The 16,435-nt window shown below is 64.9% G+C and carries 14 protein-coding genes and 1 pseudogene; 8 read left to right on the top strand and 7 right to left on the bottom strand.

Going from position 1 to position 16,435, the window contains the following annotated elements; genetic code table 11:
• Window positions 1–130 precede the first annotated feature (130 nt).
• From M1248_RS26545 to M1248_RS26565, 5 genes and pseudogenes are all read left to right on the top strand, one after another.
• Window positions 131–1,558 (top strand): annotated as a pseudogene (locus M1248_RS26545) (aromatic ring-hydroxylating dioxygenase subunit alpha).
• A complete protein-coding gene (locus M1248_RS26550; protein WP_317150207.1) occupies window positions 1,555–2,181 on the top strand; it encodes a 3-phenylpropionate/cinnamic acid dioxygenase subunit beta in 627 nt (208 codons plus the stop codon). Before M1248_RS26545 ends, M1248_RS26550 begins: the two are co-directional and overlap by 4 nt.
• Window positions 2,178–2,462: a dihydrodiol dehydrogenase gene (locus M1248_RS26555; protein WP_174262169.1), complete on the top strand. Its 285-nt coding sequence runs from the start codon at window positions 2,178–2,180 to the stop codon at window positions 2,460–2,462. The genes M1248_RS26550 and M1248_RS26555 overlap by 4 nt, the downstream gene beginning before the upstream one ends.
• Complete coding sequence (gene hcaB / locus M1248_RS26560; RefSeq protein WP_317150208.1) at window positions 2,459–3,271, top strand: 3-(cis-5,6-dihydroxycyclohexa-1,3-dien-1-yl)propanoate dehydrogenase; 813 nt, start codon at window positions 2,459–2,461, stop codon at window positions 3,269–3,271. The genes M1248_RS26555 and hcaB overlap by 4 nt, the downstream gene beginning before the upstream one ends.
• A gap of 2 nt (window positions 3,272–3,273) precedes the next feature.
• Entirely contained in the window at window positions 3,274–4,050 is a 777-nt protein-coding gene (locus M1248_RS26565) for an IclR family transcriptional regulator (protein WP_232076330.1), read from the top strand.
• Between the two features lie 15 nt (window positions 4,051–4,065).
• Here the strand turns inward: M1248_RS26565 and M1248_RS26570 are convergent, their stop codons facing one another.
• Window positions 4,066–4,512 carry a hypothetical protein gene (locus M1248_RS26570; RefSeq protein ID WP_317150209.1) on the bottom strand — a complete coding sequence of 149 codons (447 nt, stop codon included), beginning with the start codon at window positions 4,510–4,512 and terminating at the stop codon, window positions 4,066–4,068.
• A gap of 420 nt (window positions 4,513–4,932) precedes the next feature.
• Between M1248_RS26570 and M1248_RS26575 the strand changes: the two genes are divergently transcribed.
• On the top strand, window positions 4,933–6,072 hold the full coding sequence (locus tag M1248_RS26575) for a serine hydrolase (RefSeq protein WP_317150210.1): 1,140 nt from the start codon (window positions 4,933–4,935) through the stop codon (window positions 6,070–6,072).
• A gap of 45 nt (window positions 6,073–6,117) precedes the next feature.
• On the opposite strand, the gene M1248_RS26580 is transcribed toward M1248_RS26575, so the two are convergent.
• The 6 genes from M1248_RS26580 to M1248_RS26605 form a co-directional block, all read right to left on the bottom strand.
• Window positions 6,118–7,041 (bottom strand): DUF4436 domain-containing protein, encoded by a 924-nt coding sequence (locus M1248_RS26580; protein ID WP_163734866.1) that lies wholly within the window; start codon window positions 7,039–7,041, stop codon window positions 6,118–6,120.
• Between the two features lie 142 nt (window positions 7,042–7,183).
• Window positions 7,184–8,065: a DUF4344 domain-containing metallopeptidase gene (locus M1248_RS26585; RefSeq protein ID WP_163734868.1), complete on the bottom strand. Its 882-nt coding sequence runs from the start codon at window positions 8,063–8,065 to the stop codon at window positions 7,184–7,186.
• Between the two features lie 110 nt (window positions 8,066–8,175).
• Window positions 8,176–9,435: a hypothetical protein gene (locus tag M1248_RS26590; RefSeq protein ID WP_317150211.1), complete on the bottom strand. Its 1,260-nt coding sequence runs from the start codon at window positions 9,433–9,435 to the stop codon at window positions 8,176–8,178.
• Between the two features lie 95 nt (window positions 9,436–9,530).
• A complete protein-coding gene (locus tag M1248_RS26595; protein WP_317150212.1) occupies window positions 9,531–10,013 on the bottom strand; it encodes a hypothetical protein in 483 nt (160 codons plus the stop codon).
• A gap of 46 nt (window positions 10,014–10,059) precedes the next feature.
• Window positions 10,060–10,446 carry a DUF2237 family protein gene (locus tag M1248_RS26600; protein WP_083128014.1) on the bottom strand — a complete coding sequence of 129 codons (387 nt, stop codon included), beginning with the start codon at window positions 10,444–10,446 and terminating at the stop codon, window positions 10,060–10,062.
• Between the two features lie 208 nt (window positions 10,447–10,654).
• Window positions 10,655–13,027, bottom strand: coding sequence for a lysylphosphatidylglycerol synthase transmembrane domain-containing protein (locus M1248_RS26605; RefSeq protein ID WP_317150213.1), 2,373 nt, complete (start codon window positions 13,025–13,027; stop codon window positions 10,655–10,657).
• 133 nt (window positions 13,028–13,160) lie between these two features.
• Between M1248_RS26605 and M1248_RS26610 the strand changes: the two genes are divergently transcribed.
• Window positions 13,161–14,519: a cytochrome P450 gene (locus M1248_RS26610; protein WP_317150214.1), complete on the top strand. Its 1,359-nt coding sequence runs from the start codon at window positions 13,161–13,163 to the stop codon at window positions 14,517–14,519.
• Window positions 14,520–14,590: 71 nt separating this feature from the next.
• Entirely contained in the window at window positions 14,591–16,393 is a 1,803-nt protein-coding gene (locus M1248_RS26615) for a bifunctional serine/threonine-protein kinase/transporter substrate-binding domain-containing protein (protein ID WP_317150215.1), read from the top strand.
• Window positions 16,394–16,435 lie beyond the last annotated feature (42 nt).

Consider the following 16,435-nt stretch of genomic DNA (forward strand, 5'->3'; position numbering starts at 1 on the left):
ACACACCGCACGCCCGCAGCTGCTTGACAACTTACGGCCCTGGGATGTCTAGCGCCCCGGTGTAGAGAATCCTTCTAACTGGCGGAGATGGCTTTCTGTCCGTCAGAGAACCGCCGGTTGGAGATTTGCGATGCCCGACCTAGTGGATGTCCTGGCTGCGGTGCGCCGGGGCATGATCCCCGCCCACATCTACAACGACGCCGAGATCTTCGCCCTCGAACGGGAGCGGATCTTCGGCCGGTCCTGGATCTTCGTCGGACACGAGTCGGAGGTTCCGCTCGAAGGTGACTACGTGGTCAGGCGCGTGCTCGACGATTCGTTCGTCATCGCACGCGACTCCAAGGGCGAGATCAGGGCGATGTTCAACATGTGCCTGCACCGGGGCATGCAGGTGTGCCGCGCGGAGATGGGCAACGCGTCGAACTTCCGGTGCCCGTATCACGGGTGGTCGTACCGCAATGACGGACGCATCCTCGGCTTGCCGTTTCATCAGGAGGCCTATGGAGGTGACCAAGGGTTCAAGAAGCGCGGTCAGACGCTGCTGCCCGCCCCGAGCCTCGCCAGCTACAACGGACTGATTTTCATCAGCCTGGACGCCAACGCTGAACCCCTCGAGGACTATCTCGGCGACTTCCGGTTCTACCTCGACTACTACTCGAGGCAGAGCTCGGCCGGTTTGGAGGTCCGCGGTCCTCAGCGATGGCGCATCAACGCCAACTGGAAGATCGGCGCCGAGAACTTCGCCGGCGACATGTATCACACCCCGCAGACGCACACCTCCGTCGTGGAGATCGGCTTGTTCCGTGAGCCCAAGGCGGAAAAGCGCAAGGACGGCGCCACCTACTGGGCCGGGGTCGGCGGGGGCACCACCTAGAAACTGCCGCCCGGCGATTTCCGGGAGCGGATGCGCTACGTCGGCTACACCGACGACATGATCGCGCGCATCGAACAGATCTGGTCCTCGGATCAGCAGAAGCTGGTCGGCGGCGACGGCTTCATGATCTCGGCGGCGTCCTGCTTCCCGAACATGAGCCTGGTGCACAACTGGCCGAAGGTGGAGGACGGTGACAGTGTCCTGCCGTTCATCTCGCTGCGGACGTGGCAACCCATCGACGAACACGAAACCGAGGTGTACTCCTGGTTCGCCGTCGACGCCGCGGCACCTGAGGAGTACAAGAAGAAGTCCTACAAGGCCTACTTGATGTGCTTCGGCTCGACGGGCATGTTCGAGCAGGACGATGTCGAGAACTGGGTGTCGCTGACCAACACCGCGGCAGGCTCGATGGCGCGGCGTCTGCAGCTCAACAGTCGGATGGGGTTGCTGGAGGACGATACACCTGTCGGAAAGCGCCTGCCACCCAACGAATTTCATGGCCCAGGCGTAGCACAGGTCGGCTACAACGAAGCCAATCAGCGTGCTCTGCTGCGATTGTGGGCCGACCAGGTGGAGCGTCCGGTCGAGGCCTCGGCGACGGTCGCGGTCGGGACGTGCGCCGACGGGATCGAGCCACTGGTACAGACAGCCAGCCTTCCGGTTACAGATCGAGCGCGGGTATGACTGCGCCGCAGCATGATCGAGGGGCCGGGTTTCGCCGCTTCGGGCGCGGCGAGACGTACTCCGAGCAGTCGGTACTCGGCGACCACGCGGCGCGTGACCGTCGCGTCGGAAGCACACTGCCCTTCAGCGATGAGCGCCACCTGCGCGCCCACCAGTTCCTCGTCGATGAGGCATACCTGCTCGATGCTCAGGCGTACGACGAGTGGTTGGACTTGTTCACCGACGACGTGCACTACGTGATGCCGGTGCGAGTTTCGACCGCGTTGGGCACCGGGTACGACTCGTCGCCGGGCATGGCTCACTTCGACGAAAACAAGTACTCGTTGGGCCGCCGGGTCGCCCGGTTCCGCACCGAGCATGCGTGGACGGAGGATCCGCCGTCTCGACTACGGCACTACATCACCAACGTGCGCACTTTTGCGACCCCCAAGGATGACCACCTCATCGTCGACTCGGCCGAGCTGCTGTTCCGTAGCCGCGGCGATGTCAACGAAGCCGCGACCGTGTCGTGTGGCCGTGAAGACCTGCTGCGGCGCGAAGGAGACCGCTGGAAGATCGCCCGGCGCACGATCTTCATCGACGAGTCGGTCATCCGCATGCAGAACCTGGCGATCTTCCTATGAGTACCGGAGACGACCGGACGTCGGCACTGCCGCAGAGTCTGCTCGATGCCCGCGTCGGCGATCCGATCGTCATTGCGAACGAGTTCAGTGCCACCGAGGTCTACCGGATCGAGACCCGTAACGGGACGCGGCTGCTCATCACGTCACCCCGCACGGGACGCTGGATCACCCTCGACGCGTTGGAGGTGGAAGCCCTGACTTGGCAGAACACAGCCACACTCGAGGCGATGATCAGCAACCCCCACGCGCCGCTGATCCCCGACGCCGAGGACGACCGATGACCGGATGGCTCGACGGCAAACGTGCGCTGATCGTCGGGGCCGGATCCGGTATCGGCCGAGCCGTCGTGGACGCGTTTCGCCATGAGGGCGCGCAGTTGGTGGCGCTGGAACGTGACGCCGACAAGTGCATCGCGCTGCGCGACGAAGTCCCCGACGTACCCGTGATCGAGGGTGACGCGACGACGAGGTCAGCCAACATCGACGCGGTCGAGGCCGCCGTCGACGCGTTTGGCGGCCTGGACACCTTGGTCAACTGTGTTGGCGTATTCGACTTCTACCAAGGCCTGACCGACATCGCCGAGGACAGCCTCGACGCGGCCTTCGAGGAGATGTTCCGAGTCAACGTGTTGAGCCATCTGCAGTCGGTCAAGGCGGCAGTCTCGGCCTTGCAGCGCGGGACTGGATCGTCGATAGTGCTCGCGGAGTCGGCATCCTCGTTCTATCCCGGCCGCGGCGGGGTTCTCTACGTTTCGTCGAAGTTCGCGGTCCGCGGTTTGGTCACCAGCCTCGCCTATGAACTAGCGCCCCACATCCGGGTCAACGGTGTCGCGCCGGGCGGCACGGTCAAGACCGATCTGCGAGGCTTGACCGCGTTGGGCCAGAGCGAGTTTCGACTCGGTGACGGTCCCGATCGCGCCGATGGTCTGAAGGCGCGAACTCCCCTGAACGTGGCGTTGACGGCCGAAGATCACGCATGGAGTTTTGTGTATCTGGCTTCCGATCGCGCACGCGGAATCACCGGGGACACTTTGCATCCCGACGGCGGGTATGGGCTCGCGCCTAGTCCATCGCCGACGAAGGTCATGTGATCGTGACAACCGCCGGCGGACCGATGCCGCAATACCCGATCGAATCGGTGGACAACGCGTTGAAGGTCGTACTACTTCTCGCGGAACGGGGCGAACTGCGGTTGACCGACGTGAGCGACTATCTCGGCGTCGCATCCTCGAGCGCCCACCGAATGTTGGCGATGTTGCTCTATCGCGGTTTCGTCCAACAAGACCCGAAGACAAAGATCTACACCGCAGGCACTGCGCTGACGAAGATCGCCTTCTCGATTACCCGTCGTCTGGACTTCCTGGCGCCGCTGCGGCCGTATCTGGAAAAGCTCAGCTCCACGCTCGATGAGACGGTGCACCTGTCGATGCTCGACAACACGGCGGTCTGTTTCGTGGACGCGATCGAAGGCTCGAAGGTGGCGCGGACCGCGTCACGGGTGGGTATGGCGCTGCCCGCGAGTACGACCGCGTCCGGAAAGGCGATGCTCGCCGGCCTGTCGCTTGCTGAAATCGAGAAGCTCTATCCGACCGAAGAACTCGTCACCCTCACTGACCGCAGCATCAAGACCAAAGCCGGATTGCTACGAGAGCTCGCACAGATCCGGCGGCGCGGTTACGCGTGCAGCTCTGAGGAGAGCGAGGCGGATGTCTCGTCGATTGCGGTCGCGTTCCCGGTTCGGGAAGGGCTGCCGCACCTGGCCTTCAGCACAGCGATACCGCGTCCGCGGATGAGTCCGACGGACAAGCGTCGCATCGGCGAGATCGTGATGGGTGTGGTCGACGATGCGGCGCAGCTGCTGAAAACCTAGGCTGTTCAACCGCGCTCAGGCGGCGTGGCGGTCCGACCGTGGGCCGTCGATGATGCCGGTGGCGAAGGCGTCGGACGCCTTGCGGGGGTGGCCGCTGAGCATGTTGAGCTTGATCGCGAACATCTGCGCGTTCCCGCTCGCACCGTACGAGTACGGCTGCCTGCGGCGGATGTCGGCGCCTGCGTTCTTGATGACGAGGTGGACCTCGTCGTCCGGGTGACCGGGCGAGCGAGTGACGTCGACCTTCGCGCTGAGCCCGCCGACGGGCAGTCGTTCGGCGTCGCGGCGAGAGCCGACGAAGAGATGGCTGGGGGTCAACCGCAGGTCATCCCACGACATCAGCACGCCGTCCACGCGATTTTGACGCTGTTGGTATTGCTCCAAAACGAACGCGATGGCCATCACTATCGCCAGCGGGATGGCTATCGCACCGATCCACGCGTGCCCTAAGAATGGGTCCATCGTTCCCCCCTTCACATGGATGCCTGGGTCCAAATGAATTCATCGACGGTGATGTCCATCACACCATTACCCGATGGCGAATTTGCCAAAATCGGAGAATTTCAAGTCAAAATCTGTGAGAAATCCTGGCAGCTCCTGTGACGTCGGTGTCAGGTGTGACCAGCTGAGACGCATGTGACCAGTGAGGGTCCCCGCTGTCAGGTCATCGGGACCCGGTCGGTCTCGGAGCGGACGCGTCGATGAGGTTCGCCGCGACGCTCACCCGGCTCGCGACGTCGGATCGGCATCAGCGTGATCGTGCCGTCCAGACGGAGCTCGGCGGCCAATCCCGTTGCCTGCTGGCCGATCTCATCCTCGGTGTTTCGCTCGTACAGCAGTCACCCAGGATGCGTGGATATATTGTCGGCGCGGGAGGTAGCCATGGTGACTCGTTGCGCCGGGGCAACCCGCAAGCGACAGCTGGCGATTCGCCTTGTCGCCGTTGCACTTCTCCTCGGGGGGTGCAGCAGCGCACACGAGCCGGCACCGGGAACCCACGACAGGACCGAGGCCACCGCGGCGTACGCGCCGGACGAATCCGCGGCCCGCAGCCAGGACGTGCTCAACCGCGCCATCAAGCTTGACGAGCCCGGCTGCTCCGCCGCGGTCGGTGTCGACGGCAACGTGGTTTGGAAAGGGGTCCGTGGTCTCGCCGATCTGAAAACCGGCGCCGAGATAACCGACAGCACAGTCTTCGACATCGCTTCTGTGTCCAAGCAATTCACCGCCACCGCGGTCCTGTTGTTGGTGGAGGCGGGCCAGCTCTCGCTCGACGACACCCTGGCCTCCCTGGTGCCGGGGCTCCCCGCGTGGGCCGAAACGGTGACCGTCGGACAAGTCATGCATCAAACGAGCGGAATCCCGGACTACATCGGACTGCTGGAGGATGCCGGCTATCAGTACAGCGACCGCACGACGCAGGAGCAGGCACTGCAGATCCTAGCCGAGGTACAGGATTTGGAGTTCGAGCCCGGCGATCAGTTCGAATACTCGAACTCCAACTATCTGTTGCTGGCCGACATCGTCCAGCGGGTTTCCGGCCAACCGTTACCCGCCTACCTGAGCACGCAGGTCTTCAAGCCGCTCGATCTAGCCATGGTGATGGACGCCGGCAACTCGATCCCGGGCAAGGCCCTGTCCTACGGGTTCGACGAGGACACCTCCGAGTACACCGTCTGGAATTCCGCATGGGAGCAGGTCGGTGACGGCGCCGTCGAAACCACACCCACCCAACTCGTGCGGTGGGCCGATAACTATCGGACCGGAAAGTTGGGCGGCCGGCGCCTCCTCGACGAGCAGGTCGAAGGGGCCGCAGACACCGGATCCGGCGACGGCGATCGTTACGGCGCCGGCATCTTCGTGTACCCCGACGGCAGCCTCGACCACGACGGCTCATGGGCTGGATTCGTCAGTGCGTTCCGCGTCAGCGCGGATCGACACACATCCATCGCTGTCACCTGCAACACCGACACGCAGGACCCAGTGGCGATCGCCGACGAGCTACAGGACATCTGGGAATAGAACTTGGACCTACCGAATGTCGGTGCGTCCAAGAACTACTCGGTTCTAGTCGACCTGTTTCCACCAGGAGATGACAGCCATCAACATCGCCGTCACCAAGGCGACCAGGACCCACAGCACGAGGCCGACGTCGATCCACGCGCCCGGCGGCGGTGCTCCCGGCAAGATGTTCCGGAGCGGGACAACCGCGAACAGCATCGCGGCGTACCACGTCAGGAACGGCATCTGGAACGCCTTCCGTCGTGTGATCACCTGCAGGGCAGTGGCAATCGCCAACGTGGGCAGCGTGATCAACACTATGCAGATTCCGAGATCGAATGCCAGCGGACCGAGTGACCGTTTCATCGTCACCTGCATCGCTTCGTCGGTGCCCGAGGTCTGCGGTCCCGGAGGAACCTCTTCGGCTGTGATATCCCAGCCCTGCAGCGCGCCCTCTACCTCCACGCGGGCAGGCATGAACTGCCGCTCTTCACCCGATCCGACAAGCAGCGTGGCGCTGATCGGCTCGCTCCTGTACGAGTCGAACGGCCAGTTGTTCACGTCACCGTTGAGGTCGAGGGTGGTCGTCTTCTCGGCAGGCGCCTCCCCTGCGGGGAAACTCAAGTCGCCCAACGTGTTCCACGGGAACAACCGCACCGATATGTCGGTGTTGAGTACCTCGAGACGTTCATCGGTGAGGTCATCCTGCGGAATGACGAGCACCTTGACATCGGCTTGATAGTCGACGGTGCGCAAGGCCTTCACGGTCACGAGGACGACGGTTTCGGATCCGTCGCCGGTGTCGGCGGGGCCCAACTCGGTCGACGAGCCCGACAGCCACCAGTAGGCGAACAGCGTGCCGACGTAGGCCAGCAAGACCACCGCGACGACGCCGACGATGGTTCCGACGCGCCGGCCCGATGTGGGCTCGGGAGCGCCGTGGCGCGAACTTGCCTGGCGCTCTGGCGCCGCTGGGCTCTGGGGTTCCACGGACGGAATGTTAGGGCTGCTCGACGGTTCTGTCCTTGCTTTAGACACAGCCGTCTACGCCAATGTCAATAATGTTCACCTTTGCGCCTGCAAACCGACTACCAGCGAGTTATCAAGATCGAATTTCGTCGGTTGGATAGCGCTATTTCCAGTGGGGTTCGAGCAGCGTGGACCAGGCTTCGTCGAGTTGCTGCCACTCGGCCGGGCAGCCCGACGCGCGGTCTTCGGGCAGTTGTTCGTTGGTTACCAAGTCGCCGTTGGCGTCCGGGTTCGACCCGTAGATCCAGCACTCCAGGTTGTACACGCGCTGCAGGTTCAGTGAGTGTTCGTCCGCCATGTCGTCCGCGGTGAACTCGGTCTGCACCTCGGCAAGCGAGGCGAACGCGCGCGCGAAGTCCTTGACGGCCTGCACCGACTCCGGGTCGACCCTGCCGTCCTCGTCCGGCGTCAACAAGATGTATGCAGAGGCCTGATCGGCCACGTCCTCCTCGCGACCGGTCACCGGCAGGTCGTAGATGCTGACCGCCATGTGGCCGACCTCGTGGTAGAACGTCGCGTACTCGGAGTTGAGTGCCGACTCGACAGGGTCTGGATCACCGGCCTTCGTGAAAACCCCTTGGGCCCAGTCGGTGTCCTCGTAGCACATGGTGATGGTGTTGTCGCTCTCGCTCCAGAATGCGTTGGGCTGTCCGCACTGCGACCCGCGCAGCTGTATGTCGTTGGGCAGCACCAGTGTCTGGTTGATGTCGTCGGCGAGGTCTTCGAGCATGCGATTGTCCTGCTGAATTTTCTTCCCGTTCAGTGCCTCAGGCGTGTCGGCGTCTTCGTAGGTGACGATCATCGTTCCGCCAGGGCCGTCGGGGCCGGGCGCCTCCGGGGCGCCGTTCTCCGCATCGACTTTTCCCTTCGCCGAGGTTTCGGCGGCCGCGGGTGACTCCGGAGCGTCGGCCTCTTCACTGGGCGAGCTGCCGCACCCGGCCACGATCAATCCAGCCGCCATCAGCGGCACAATCCGACTGCGCATGGTTTCCCCTCAGCTGTGACCCCTGAAATTGACACGGTCGCAGATTTTGGGTGCGAAGTAAATGGTGACCAGCTGATTTGTTGAATCGGGATAGCGAGAGGTGCCGCCAGCTAGGGCCTCGCCGGGTAGGCCAAGGCTTCGACGACGCCGCCGCCGTTGGTATCACCGCCGAGCAGAACCGTAGACGTCCCCGCCTCCGGGTCGTAGTCGACGAGCGTCTCGCCGCTGCCGCACGACAGAGTCGCCTGAAGCTGAAGGTTGTCATCGTGGACGCCGAGCACGCGGACGCTGCGGCGCTCGTCCACCTGCGGAACATCCACCGCAGTGGTTGTTCCGTCGGCTTCGTTGAGCTTGCCGAGGAACACCATGCCGCATCCGCCGGCCGCCTGAACGAAGGTGCCCTGGGGCAATTTCCAGGCGTCCAGGTCGGCGACGGACGGACCCTGCGACCCGTCATTCTCCGCCGTCAGCGGGGTCGGCGCCGAACCGTCGACAGGTACGAGCCACAGCCGCGAATAGCTGAAATCCGTTCCGTTGCAACGCGCTACGGCGACGCCGACGTCCCACCACCGCGTCGGCGAGCAGTGGCTGGCGTCGGGGACCGGCAGAAACTTGCCCGGCGCGCCGTCATTGCCCATCATCGCCAGACCGGCATCGGTGCCGAGCATCAGCTCGGTGCCGTCGGAAGTGGAGAGGACTGAGGCGTTGAACTCGCTGCCGAGTTTGTCCACCGGAAATGTGAGCTGCTGCTTGCCGGTGAGGTCGACGCGTGTGAGCGATGCCGGGCTGTCGACGTCGTTCGACTTCAGCAGCAGCACCGCCTTGCCTTCGGGCTTCGTGTAGCGCGGGTCGGCGGAGTAGCCGCCGTCGACCCGGAAGGAGGTCCGCTCGCCGGTGCGCAGATCGACCTCCATCACGACCAAGTCGTCATCATGGCGGGAGAACAGCGCGCGGGTCCCGTCGCCGGACCAGTCGACAAGGGTGGGCAGCGAACCGGATTCGCCGGGCGCTTCGAAGGTCGTGATCGCGTAGCGGCCCCCCTCGGGGTTGACGAGGTACAGCGTCGTCTCCGAGTTGTAGGGCGTCGGGTCGCCTGGCTCGACCTCGTCACCGGCGTTCGTCGGGGTGGCGGCGTTCCACATCGCGAGCGTCCAGCCGGGGCCGACCTCTGACCACGGTACGTCCTGGATGGGCGCTTCCTCGTTGTAGGCGGCCATCGTTGCGGCATGGGGTGTCGCCCGCGTTGAGGTGGCTGGCGCCGACGGCGCGGGTTCGCCGGGGCGCGCGGCCGGTTGCGTCGACGACGAGCATCCGACCACCACCGCCGCTGTCGCCGCGACGACCGCGGCTCGACGCAAGATCTGATTCATGTGCAGTCCTTTCCAGTGGTGGAAGGGTGCACAAGACGGCTTGGAGGATTCTTGATGCGGTCGCCATCGGGGGATTGAACTAGGCGATCGACCTGTCAGCGTGGGGTGAACTTGACCGCGACGATCTTGTCGCGGGCGAACCCCTCGGCGAACTCGTCGACGGTCGGGATGCGGTCGTCGCGGAATTTGAGTCCCATCATCGTCTGGGCTTTCTTGACGCCGTAGGACTGGGCGGCGCGGTGCGCGAGATCGGCGACGGCGGCCGGGTCCGAGATGACTTCGCCGTGCATCTTCGTGGTCTTGCCGTTGTGTAGAACCTCGGCGTCGGCGCCGCCGCTGAAGTTGTGCTTCCACCCCGCGTTCGCGATGGCGTACAGCGCGCCGTCGATGTGGTGAGCGCTCACCGGAATCGAGAACTGGCGGCCGGATTTGCGTCCCTTGAAGTTGAGCACCATCAGCTGCTTGCGTAGTGAACCGGCCAGTGGTGTGCCCAGCAGCCTGCGCAGCAACGGGTTGACGATACGGAGCAGCTTTTCGGGTGGATGCCCAGCGGCGACTGCGGGTTCCTGATCGGTCATAGCGCTCACGGTATGCCTGATCGGAGACGCGCTGATAGGTATTGCGTTAAAGGTTTTCCAGGTCGTCGGGGACGTCGACGGCGTTCTCGCGCAGCGCCTCGATCGGTACGACGTCGAGCGTGCGTTCGTGGGTGCAGGCCAGGACGACCGGGGCCGCGTAACCGTCCTGGTATGCCCTCAGCCAGTTCACCGCGGTGACGCACCAACGGTCGCCGGGCTCCAGACCGGGAAAGCGGTATTGCGGCATCGGGGTGGACAGATCGTTGCCGATAGAGCGTTGATGCTCGAGGAATTCTGCGGTCACGACGGCGCAGATGGTGTGTCTGCCCACGTCCTGCGGTCCGGTCGAACAGCAGCCGTCGCGGTAGAAGCCGGTCATCGGATCGGTGCCGCACGGCTCGAGCGGGCCGCCCAATACATTGCGTTCACCCACCGTCCCATTATGGCCTCCAGGTGTTCGCGGCTCGCTGCATTCGCTCGCTTGATCGCGCGCCGGCTCGAGGTGCCTACATGCGAGCTGCCAACGTCTGAGCGACTTTGTCGCTGAAGTTCCCCGGCCCTTGTAGTAGGTGAGCGACATTTTCGCTCAGAGGTTGGCACAGAGAGGTATTCACCCAGCAACCACCGGGCTCGACCCAGGGCTAGATCCGCCCGTTCTGCGTCATCCACCGCATGACCTGCCAGCCGACGAACACCGGCAGCCAGGTCGTCAGCACGCGGTAGAGCAGCACCGCCGGAACGGCGATCGCGGCGGTCATTCCGAACGCGGCCAAGCCGCCGATCAACGCGGCCTCCACCGCGCCCACTCCGCCGGGCGTCGGCGCCGCCGAGGCCAACGTGCCGCCGATCATCGTCACGACGGTGACGGTGATGAACGAGGTGTCGCCGCCGAACGCCTCGATGGCCGCCCACAAAGCGAATGCATTGCCGAGAGTGGTTGCTGCACAACCGAGTACGATGACCGCCAGTCGCTTCGGTTCGCGGCCCAGTTCGATGAGATGGCCGATCACCTCCTGCAGTCGCGGCCGCACCGACGTCGCGAGCCAGCGTCGCAGCCGGGGCACCAGCAGGAAGGTGCCGATCAATCCCAGCAGCAGGCCGGCCACCAGATACAGGACGTTGACGCTGGGCACGAACCGAGAGAGGTTGGCGGACACACCCGCCGCGGTGCTGAAGAAGATCAGCAACACGATGTGGGTCATCACCTGGACCGATTGTTGCAGCGCGACAGCGGTCGTCGCGCGCATCGGGGTGACGCCGCCCTTCTGCAGATATCTCGCGCTGAGTGCAAGACCGCCGACGCCCGCTGGGGTCGTCGTCGCAGCGAACTTGTTCGCCACCTGCATGACGATCAGGCCCCATAGCTTCACTACGCTGTCGGCGGCCGCCCACAGCGCTGCCGCCGCACCGAGATAAGTCAGCCCCGACGCCGCCAGTCCCAGTAGTGCGAACCACCAGTTCGCAGTGCGGAGTTCGGTGAGAAAGGTCGGGACCGAGCTGATGAACGGATACGCGACGTACACCAGCGCAATCAACAGTACGAGCTGGATCAGCTGGCTGCGCGTGAATCGGGTGACGGTCTCGGTCCGGATCTCATCGACGCGTGTCTGACGCTTCACCTCGTCACGCGCGGTGGAGATGACGGTCTTCGCGTCTCGCACAGATTGCCGGATATGCAGTGGCACAGCTGCTTTGGTGAGACGCCGCGATGCCGATAGCACAGTGTCCTTGCCGAACGCATCGATCGCCGCCCGTACGGCCGACGGCGCGTCGTACAGATGGGTCGTCGTCACCAACAACTGTGCGATGTCCGAGCGCAGCTGCGCGTCGGTCGCACCGTACTCGGCGCTGCCGAAGCCACCGAACAACACGGTCTCCTCGACGGTGATCTCGCTGGCGCGCAGGTCCCCGTGTGAGATCTGGCAGTCGTGAAGTTCGCGCAACGACTCCCAGACCCGGTCGACGGGAATGGCTGCCGTGCAATCGCCGAGCGGCGTCCCGTGCGCGGGGGTGTGCGCGTACAACGTCCAGCTGCGCTCGAGCCCGGCTACCGCGATCGTGGAGATGTTGGCGAGCTTCAGCTGACCGATCGCGATCACCATCAGCGCCCGGTGTTCCACCGCGCGACGCATCGACGCGTGCAGGGGTGCGGTCTCCCTATCGCGGAACCGCACCTTTCGCCACACCTGAAGCAGCACACCGCCGCCGCGCTGGTGCGGTCCGTACATCTCCATCACGGCCGTCGTCTGCTGCTGGTCGCATTCCGCATGCAGGATCAGCGGCCCGGCACCGGACGGCCGCACCACCTTGAGTGCGGTCACGACGCACCCGCGACGCGCCATGGCGCGAACAGCCCCCTCCAGCGGTACATCGAGGCCGGGAGTGCCGACGACGAGCACGACCAGCGCGCCGATGAACCAGCCCACGGCGAGCCCGAACAGCGAGCGCGCCGGAACCACCGCGCTGATCACGAGATGGATCGGTACGAACGCCAGCAACAGCGCCCACCATGACCGCCGCCACCGCGCGGGCAGCCAGGGCCCCGAAACGGTGAGCACCGCGGCGAGCATCGCGATCCAGCGCGGGTCGTCGACGAACTGCGACGGCACCGTGTCGAGCCGATCCCGAAGGTCGAAGTGCCATTGCGGCGCCGCGATGCCCGCGTTGGTGATCGACAGCGCCAGACCGGCGATCGCAGCGGCGGCCGCGTATGCGCCGAGGAGTTTCCACTGTCTGGCGACGATGAGGCTGACCAGGATGACGAACGGCAACGCCAGGATCGCGACGCCGTACGCGAGGTACACCAGGTTGGCCTGGGTGGGGGTGAGGACCGCGACGATCTCGGAGATCGACCGTTCCAGGGCGACCCACTCGTTGCGTGTGATCAGCGAGCTGGTGATGACGACGGCGAGAAACACCGCGGACAGGACCAGCCGGAAGATGTCGTTGGTCCGGCGGGTCAACGGTTGCAGCAAGCTACCCGTGACGGTGATGTCCCGCCCGTCAACTCGCATAGACAAAGGATCTTTCGGATGCGGCGCGCCGGTGCGCGACTCGCCGACACATTAGCCGCACATCTCGTTGTCGAGGCTATCGGAAACGCCCGACCCGTTGCCTGGACCGACTCCCGCACGTAGCGTATTAGGCATGAGTCCAACAGCGCGAAATGCTCTCCCCCCTGGGCCCAAAGTGCCCGCGTCGGTGCAGCTGGTGTTGATGATGCGATGGTGGCCGCAGTTCGTCGCGTCGTGCCGGCGTCGCTACGGCACGATCTTCACGCTGCGTAACACGATGATGGGCGAGATGGTCTATCTGGCCGACCCGGAGACCATCAAGACGGTGTTCGCCGGCGACCCTCGGATTTTCCATGCGGGCGAAGCCAATTCGATGCTGGCCGGTTTGTTGGGCTCGAGCTCGGTTCTGGTCATCGACGGCGACGTCCATCGCGAACGGCGCAAGCTGATGATGGCGCCGTTCCATCGTGACGCGGTCGCACGCCAGGCCGACCTGATGGCCGACATCGCCGCGGAGAACATCGCCGGCTGGCCGGTGGGCCAGGCGTTCGCGGTGGCGCCGAAAACGTCGGAGATCACGTTGGAGGTGATCCTGCGGACGGTGATCGGCGCCAGCGATCCGGCGCGGCTCGCCGCACTGCGCGACGTGATGCCCCGGCTGTTGAAAGTCGGCCCCTGGGAGTCGTTGGCCATCGCGAAACCGAAGCTGCAGAAGAGCCCGGCATGGCGGCGGTTCGCGCGCAATATGGCCGAAGCCGACCGGCTGCTATACGCCGAAATAGCCGAACGACGCGCCGATCCGAACCTCGCCGAGCGCACCGACGCCCTGGCCATGCTGGTTCAGGCCGGCGCGGCCGATGGAACCGGGATGAGCGACAAGGAATTGCGTGATCAGCTGATCACTCTGCTGGTGGCGGGCCACGACACCACGGCGACCGGGCTGGCGTGGGCATTGGAGCGGCTCACCCGGCACCCACAGATTCTGGCGCGAGCCGTCGCCGCGGCCGAGGCCGGCGATGCCGCCGGTGACGAGTACCTCGACGCGATCGCCAAGGAGACGCTGCGGATCCGCCCGGTGGTCCCCGACGTCGGCCGGATCCTGAAGGAACCCGTCGAGGTTGGGGGATACCAGCTACCGGTCGGGGTGATGGTCGTCCCCAGCATCACGTCGGTGCACGCTGATCCGAACGTCTACCCGAACCCCGAGAAGTTCGATCCGGACCGGATGGTCGGCGCGACGCTGAGCCCGACGACGTGGTTCCCGTTCGGCGGCGGCAATCGGCGTTGTCTCGGTGCAGGTTTCGCGATGGTGGAGATGCGGATCGTGCTGCGCGAGATCCTGCGCCGGGTTGAGTTGAGCACCACCTCCGAGCCTGGTGAGAAGACGAGACTCAAGCACGTCATCATGACGCCGCAGCGCGGCGGACAGATCACCGTCCGTGCCGTCAAGAAAGTCGCGCCCACCGGCCCAGTTCAAGCCGCCCACTCGTAGGACTTTCTGGCAAACGTGATGTAGTTTCGATCGACACGTGACGCGGGGGGCCCGCTGCCGAGGAGTTGACGGTGGATGCGACACCATTCGGGCACTATCAGCTTCGAGGGCTGATAGGCCGAGGGGGAATGGGTGAGGTCTACCGGGCCTACGACACCAAAACCGACCGCATCGTCGCCCTCAAGGTGCTACCGCCGAACATGGCGGCCGACGAGACATTTCAGGCCAGGTTCCGGCGCGAATCCCAGGCCGCCGCGGGCCTGAACGACCCACATGTGGTGCCGATCCACAGCTTCGGCGAGATCGACGGCCGCCTGTACCTGGATATGCGGCTGATCGAGGGCCGCAATCTCGGGACGATGCTCAACGAGACCTCCGGTCCGCTGGATCCCGAGCTTTCGGTCAAGGTGACCGAGCAGGTCGCGACCGCATTGGACGCCGCACATGCCGCCGGGCTGATCCACCGCGACGTAAAGCCGTCGAACATCCTGATCACCGAACGCGATTTCGTCTACCTGATCGACTTCGGGCTGGCACGAACCGCAGGGGAAGTCGGGTTGACGACGGCGGGCAGCACGCTGGGAACGATGGCGTACATGGCGCCCGAGCGGTTCGAGGGCAAGCCGGTCGACGCGACGTCGGACATCTACGCGTTGACGTGCGTGCTCTATGAATGCCTCACCGGCGAGCGGCCCTATCCGGCGCAGAGCCTCGAACAACAGATCGCCGGGCACATGACCCAGCCGATTCCGCGGCCGTCGGCCGTTGACCCGAAGTTGGCGGCGTTCGACGCGGTCATCGCCAAGGGCATGGCCAAGTCGCCGGGAAAGCGGTATCAGTCGGCCGCCGAATTGGCCTCCGCCGCACGGCGTGCGCTGAATGCACCGGTGCGCGTGGCGGGCAGCGGACGGCATTCGGCCCGACGTGCCGCCCCCGCCCGACGGCACGTGTCCGGGCGCCTCGTCGCGGTCGCCGTCGCGGTGGCGCTGGTGGTGGTGGCCGGCGGTCTCGGGGTCTGGCAATGGCGAGGCGGGTCCGATGGTGCTTCGCCCGCGAGCGTGGCGGAGAGCTCGTCGACGATGACGCCGGGGCCGCAGCCCGGCGCGGTGGAGTCGATCGCCGCCACGGTGCCCGAAGACATCAGGTCGACGGGCCGGCTGATCATCGGGGTGAATGTGCCCTATGCCCCAAACGAATTCAAGGACGCCAGTGGAGCGATCGTCGGTTTCGACGTCGACCTGATGAATGCGATCACCCGCACCCTGGGGTTGGTGCCGGAGTACCGCGAGACGGCATTCGAGGCGATCATTCCCTCCGTGCGCGGCGGCGACTTCAATGTCGGGATGTCATCGTTCACCGACACCAAGGAGCGCGAGGAATCGGTTGACTTCGTCACGTACTTCGAGGCAGGCACCTTGTGGGCGCACCGTCCCGGCAGCGGAGTGGATCCGAACAATGCGTGTGGCTTGTCCGTCGGTGTCGCATACCCGTCATTGCAAGAGGCGGAGGAGATTCCGGCGAAGAGCGGCGCCTGTGTAGCTGCCGGGCAGCCGCCGATCGACAAGAAGGTGTTCGTCAGCCAGGACGACCTGACCGCAGCGCTCATCAACGGGGAAGTGGATGCGATGTCGGCGGATTCACCGGTGACGTTGTTCGCGATCAAGACCTCGGGCGGTGAACTGGAGACCGCGGGCGAGGTGTTCGACTCGGCTCCCTACGGGTGGCCGGTGGCCAAGGGCTCAGGCCTGGCGCAATCGCTGCTGAAGGCGCTCGAGCACCTGATTCAGACCGGCGAATACAAGACGATCGCGACGATGTGGGGCGTCGAAAAGGGCATGATCCTCACACCGAGGATCAACGGCGCGGCCAAGTGATTCCCACCGTCTGAGGTTCCTCGGCTGCGCGGCGGTGTCAAA

This window comes from Mycobacterium sp. 29Ha, from assembly GCF_032883055.1.
Classification (GTDB): Bacteria; Actinomycetota; Actinomycetes; order Mycobacteriales; family Mycobacteriaceae; genus Mycobacterium; species Mycobacterium gallinarum.

Bases quoted from the DNA above. Each gene is read 5' to 3' on its own strand.
- M1248_RS26550 (WP_317150207.1), top strand. From the start codon at position 1,555: ATGACTGCGCCGCAGCATGATCGAGGGGCCGGGTTTCGCCGCTTCGGG.
- M1248_RS26555 (WP_174262169.1), top strand. From the start codon at position 2,178: ATGAGTACCGGAGACGACCGGACGTCGGCACTGCCGCAGAGTCTGCTC.
- hcaB (WP_317150208.1), top strand. From the start codon at position 2,459: ATGACCGGATGGCTCGACGGCAAACGTGCGCTGATCGTCGGGGCCGGA.
- M1248_RS26570 (WP_317150209.1), bottom strand. From the start codon at position 4,512: ATGGACCCATTCTTAGGGCACGCGTGGATCGGTGCGATAGCCATCCCG.
- M1248_RS26575 (WP_317150210.1), top strand. From the start codon at position 4,933: ATGGTGACTCGTTGCGCCGGGGCAACCCGCAAGCGACAGCTGGCGATT.
- M1248_RS26585 (WP_163734868.1), bottom strand. From the start codon at position 8,065: ATGCGCAGTCGGATTGTGCCGCTGATGGCGGCTGGATTGATCGTGGCC.
- M1248_RS26590 (WP_317150211.1), bottom strand. From the start codon at position 9,435: ATGAATCAGATCTTGCGTCGAGCCGCGGTCGTCGCGGCGACAGCGGCG.
- M1248_RS26595 (WP_317150212.1), bottom strand. From the start codon at position 10,013: ATGACCGATCAGGAACCCGCAGTCGCCGCTGGGCATCCACCCGAAAAG.
- M1248_RS26605 (WP_317150213.1), bottom strand. From the start codon at position 13,027: ATGCGAGTTGACGGGCGGGACATCACCGTCACGGGTAGCTTGCTGCAA.
- M1248_RS26610 (WP_317150214.1), top strand. From the start codon at position 13,161: ATGAGTCCAACAGCGCGAAATGCTCTCCCCCCTGGGCCCAAAGTGCCC.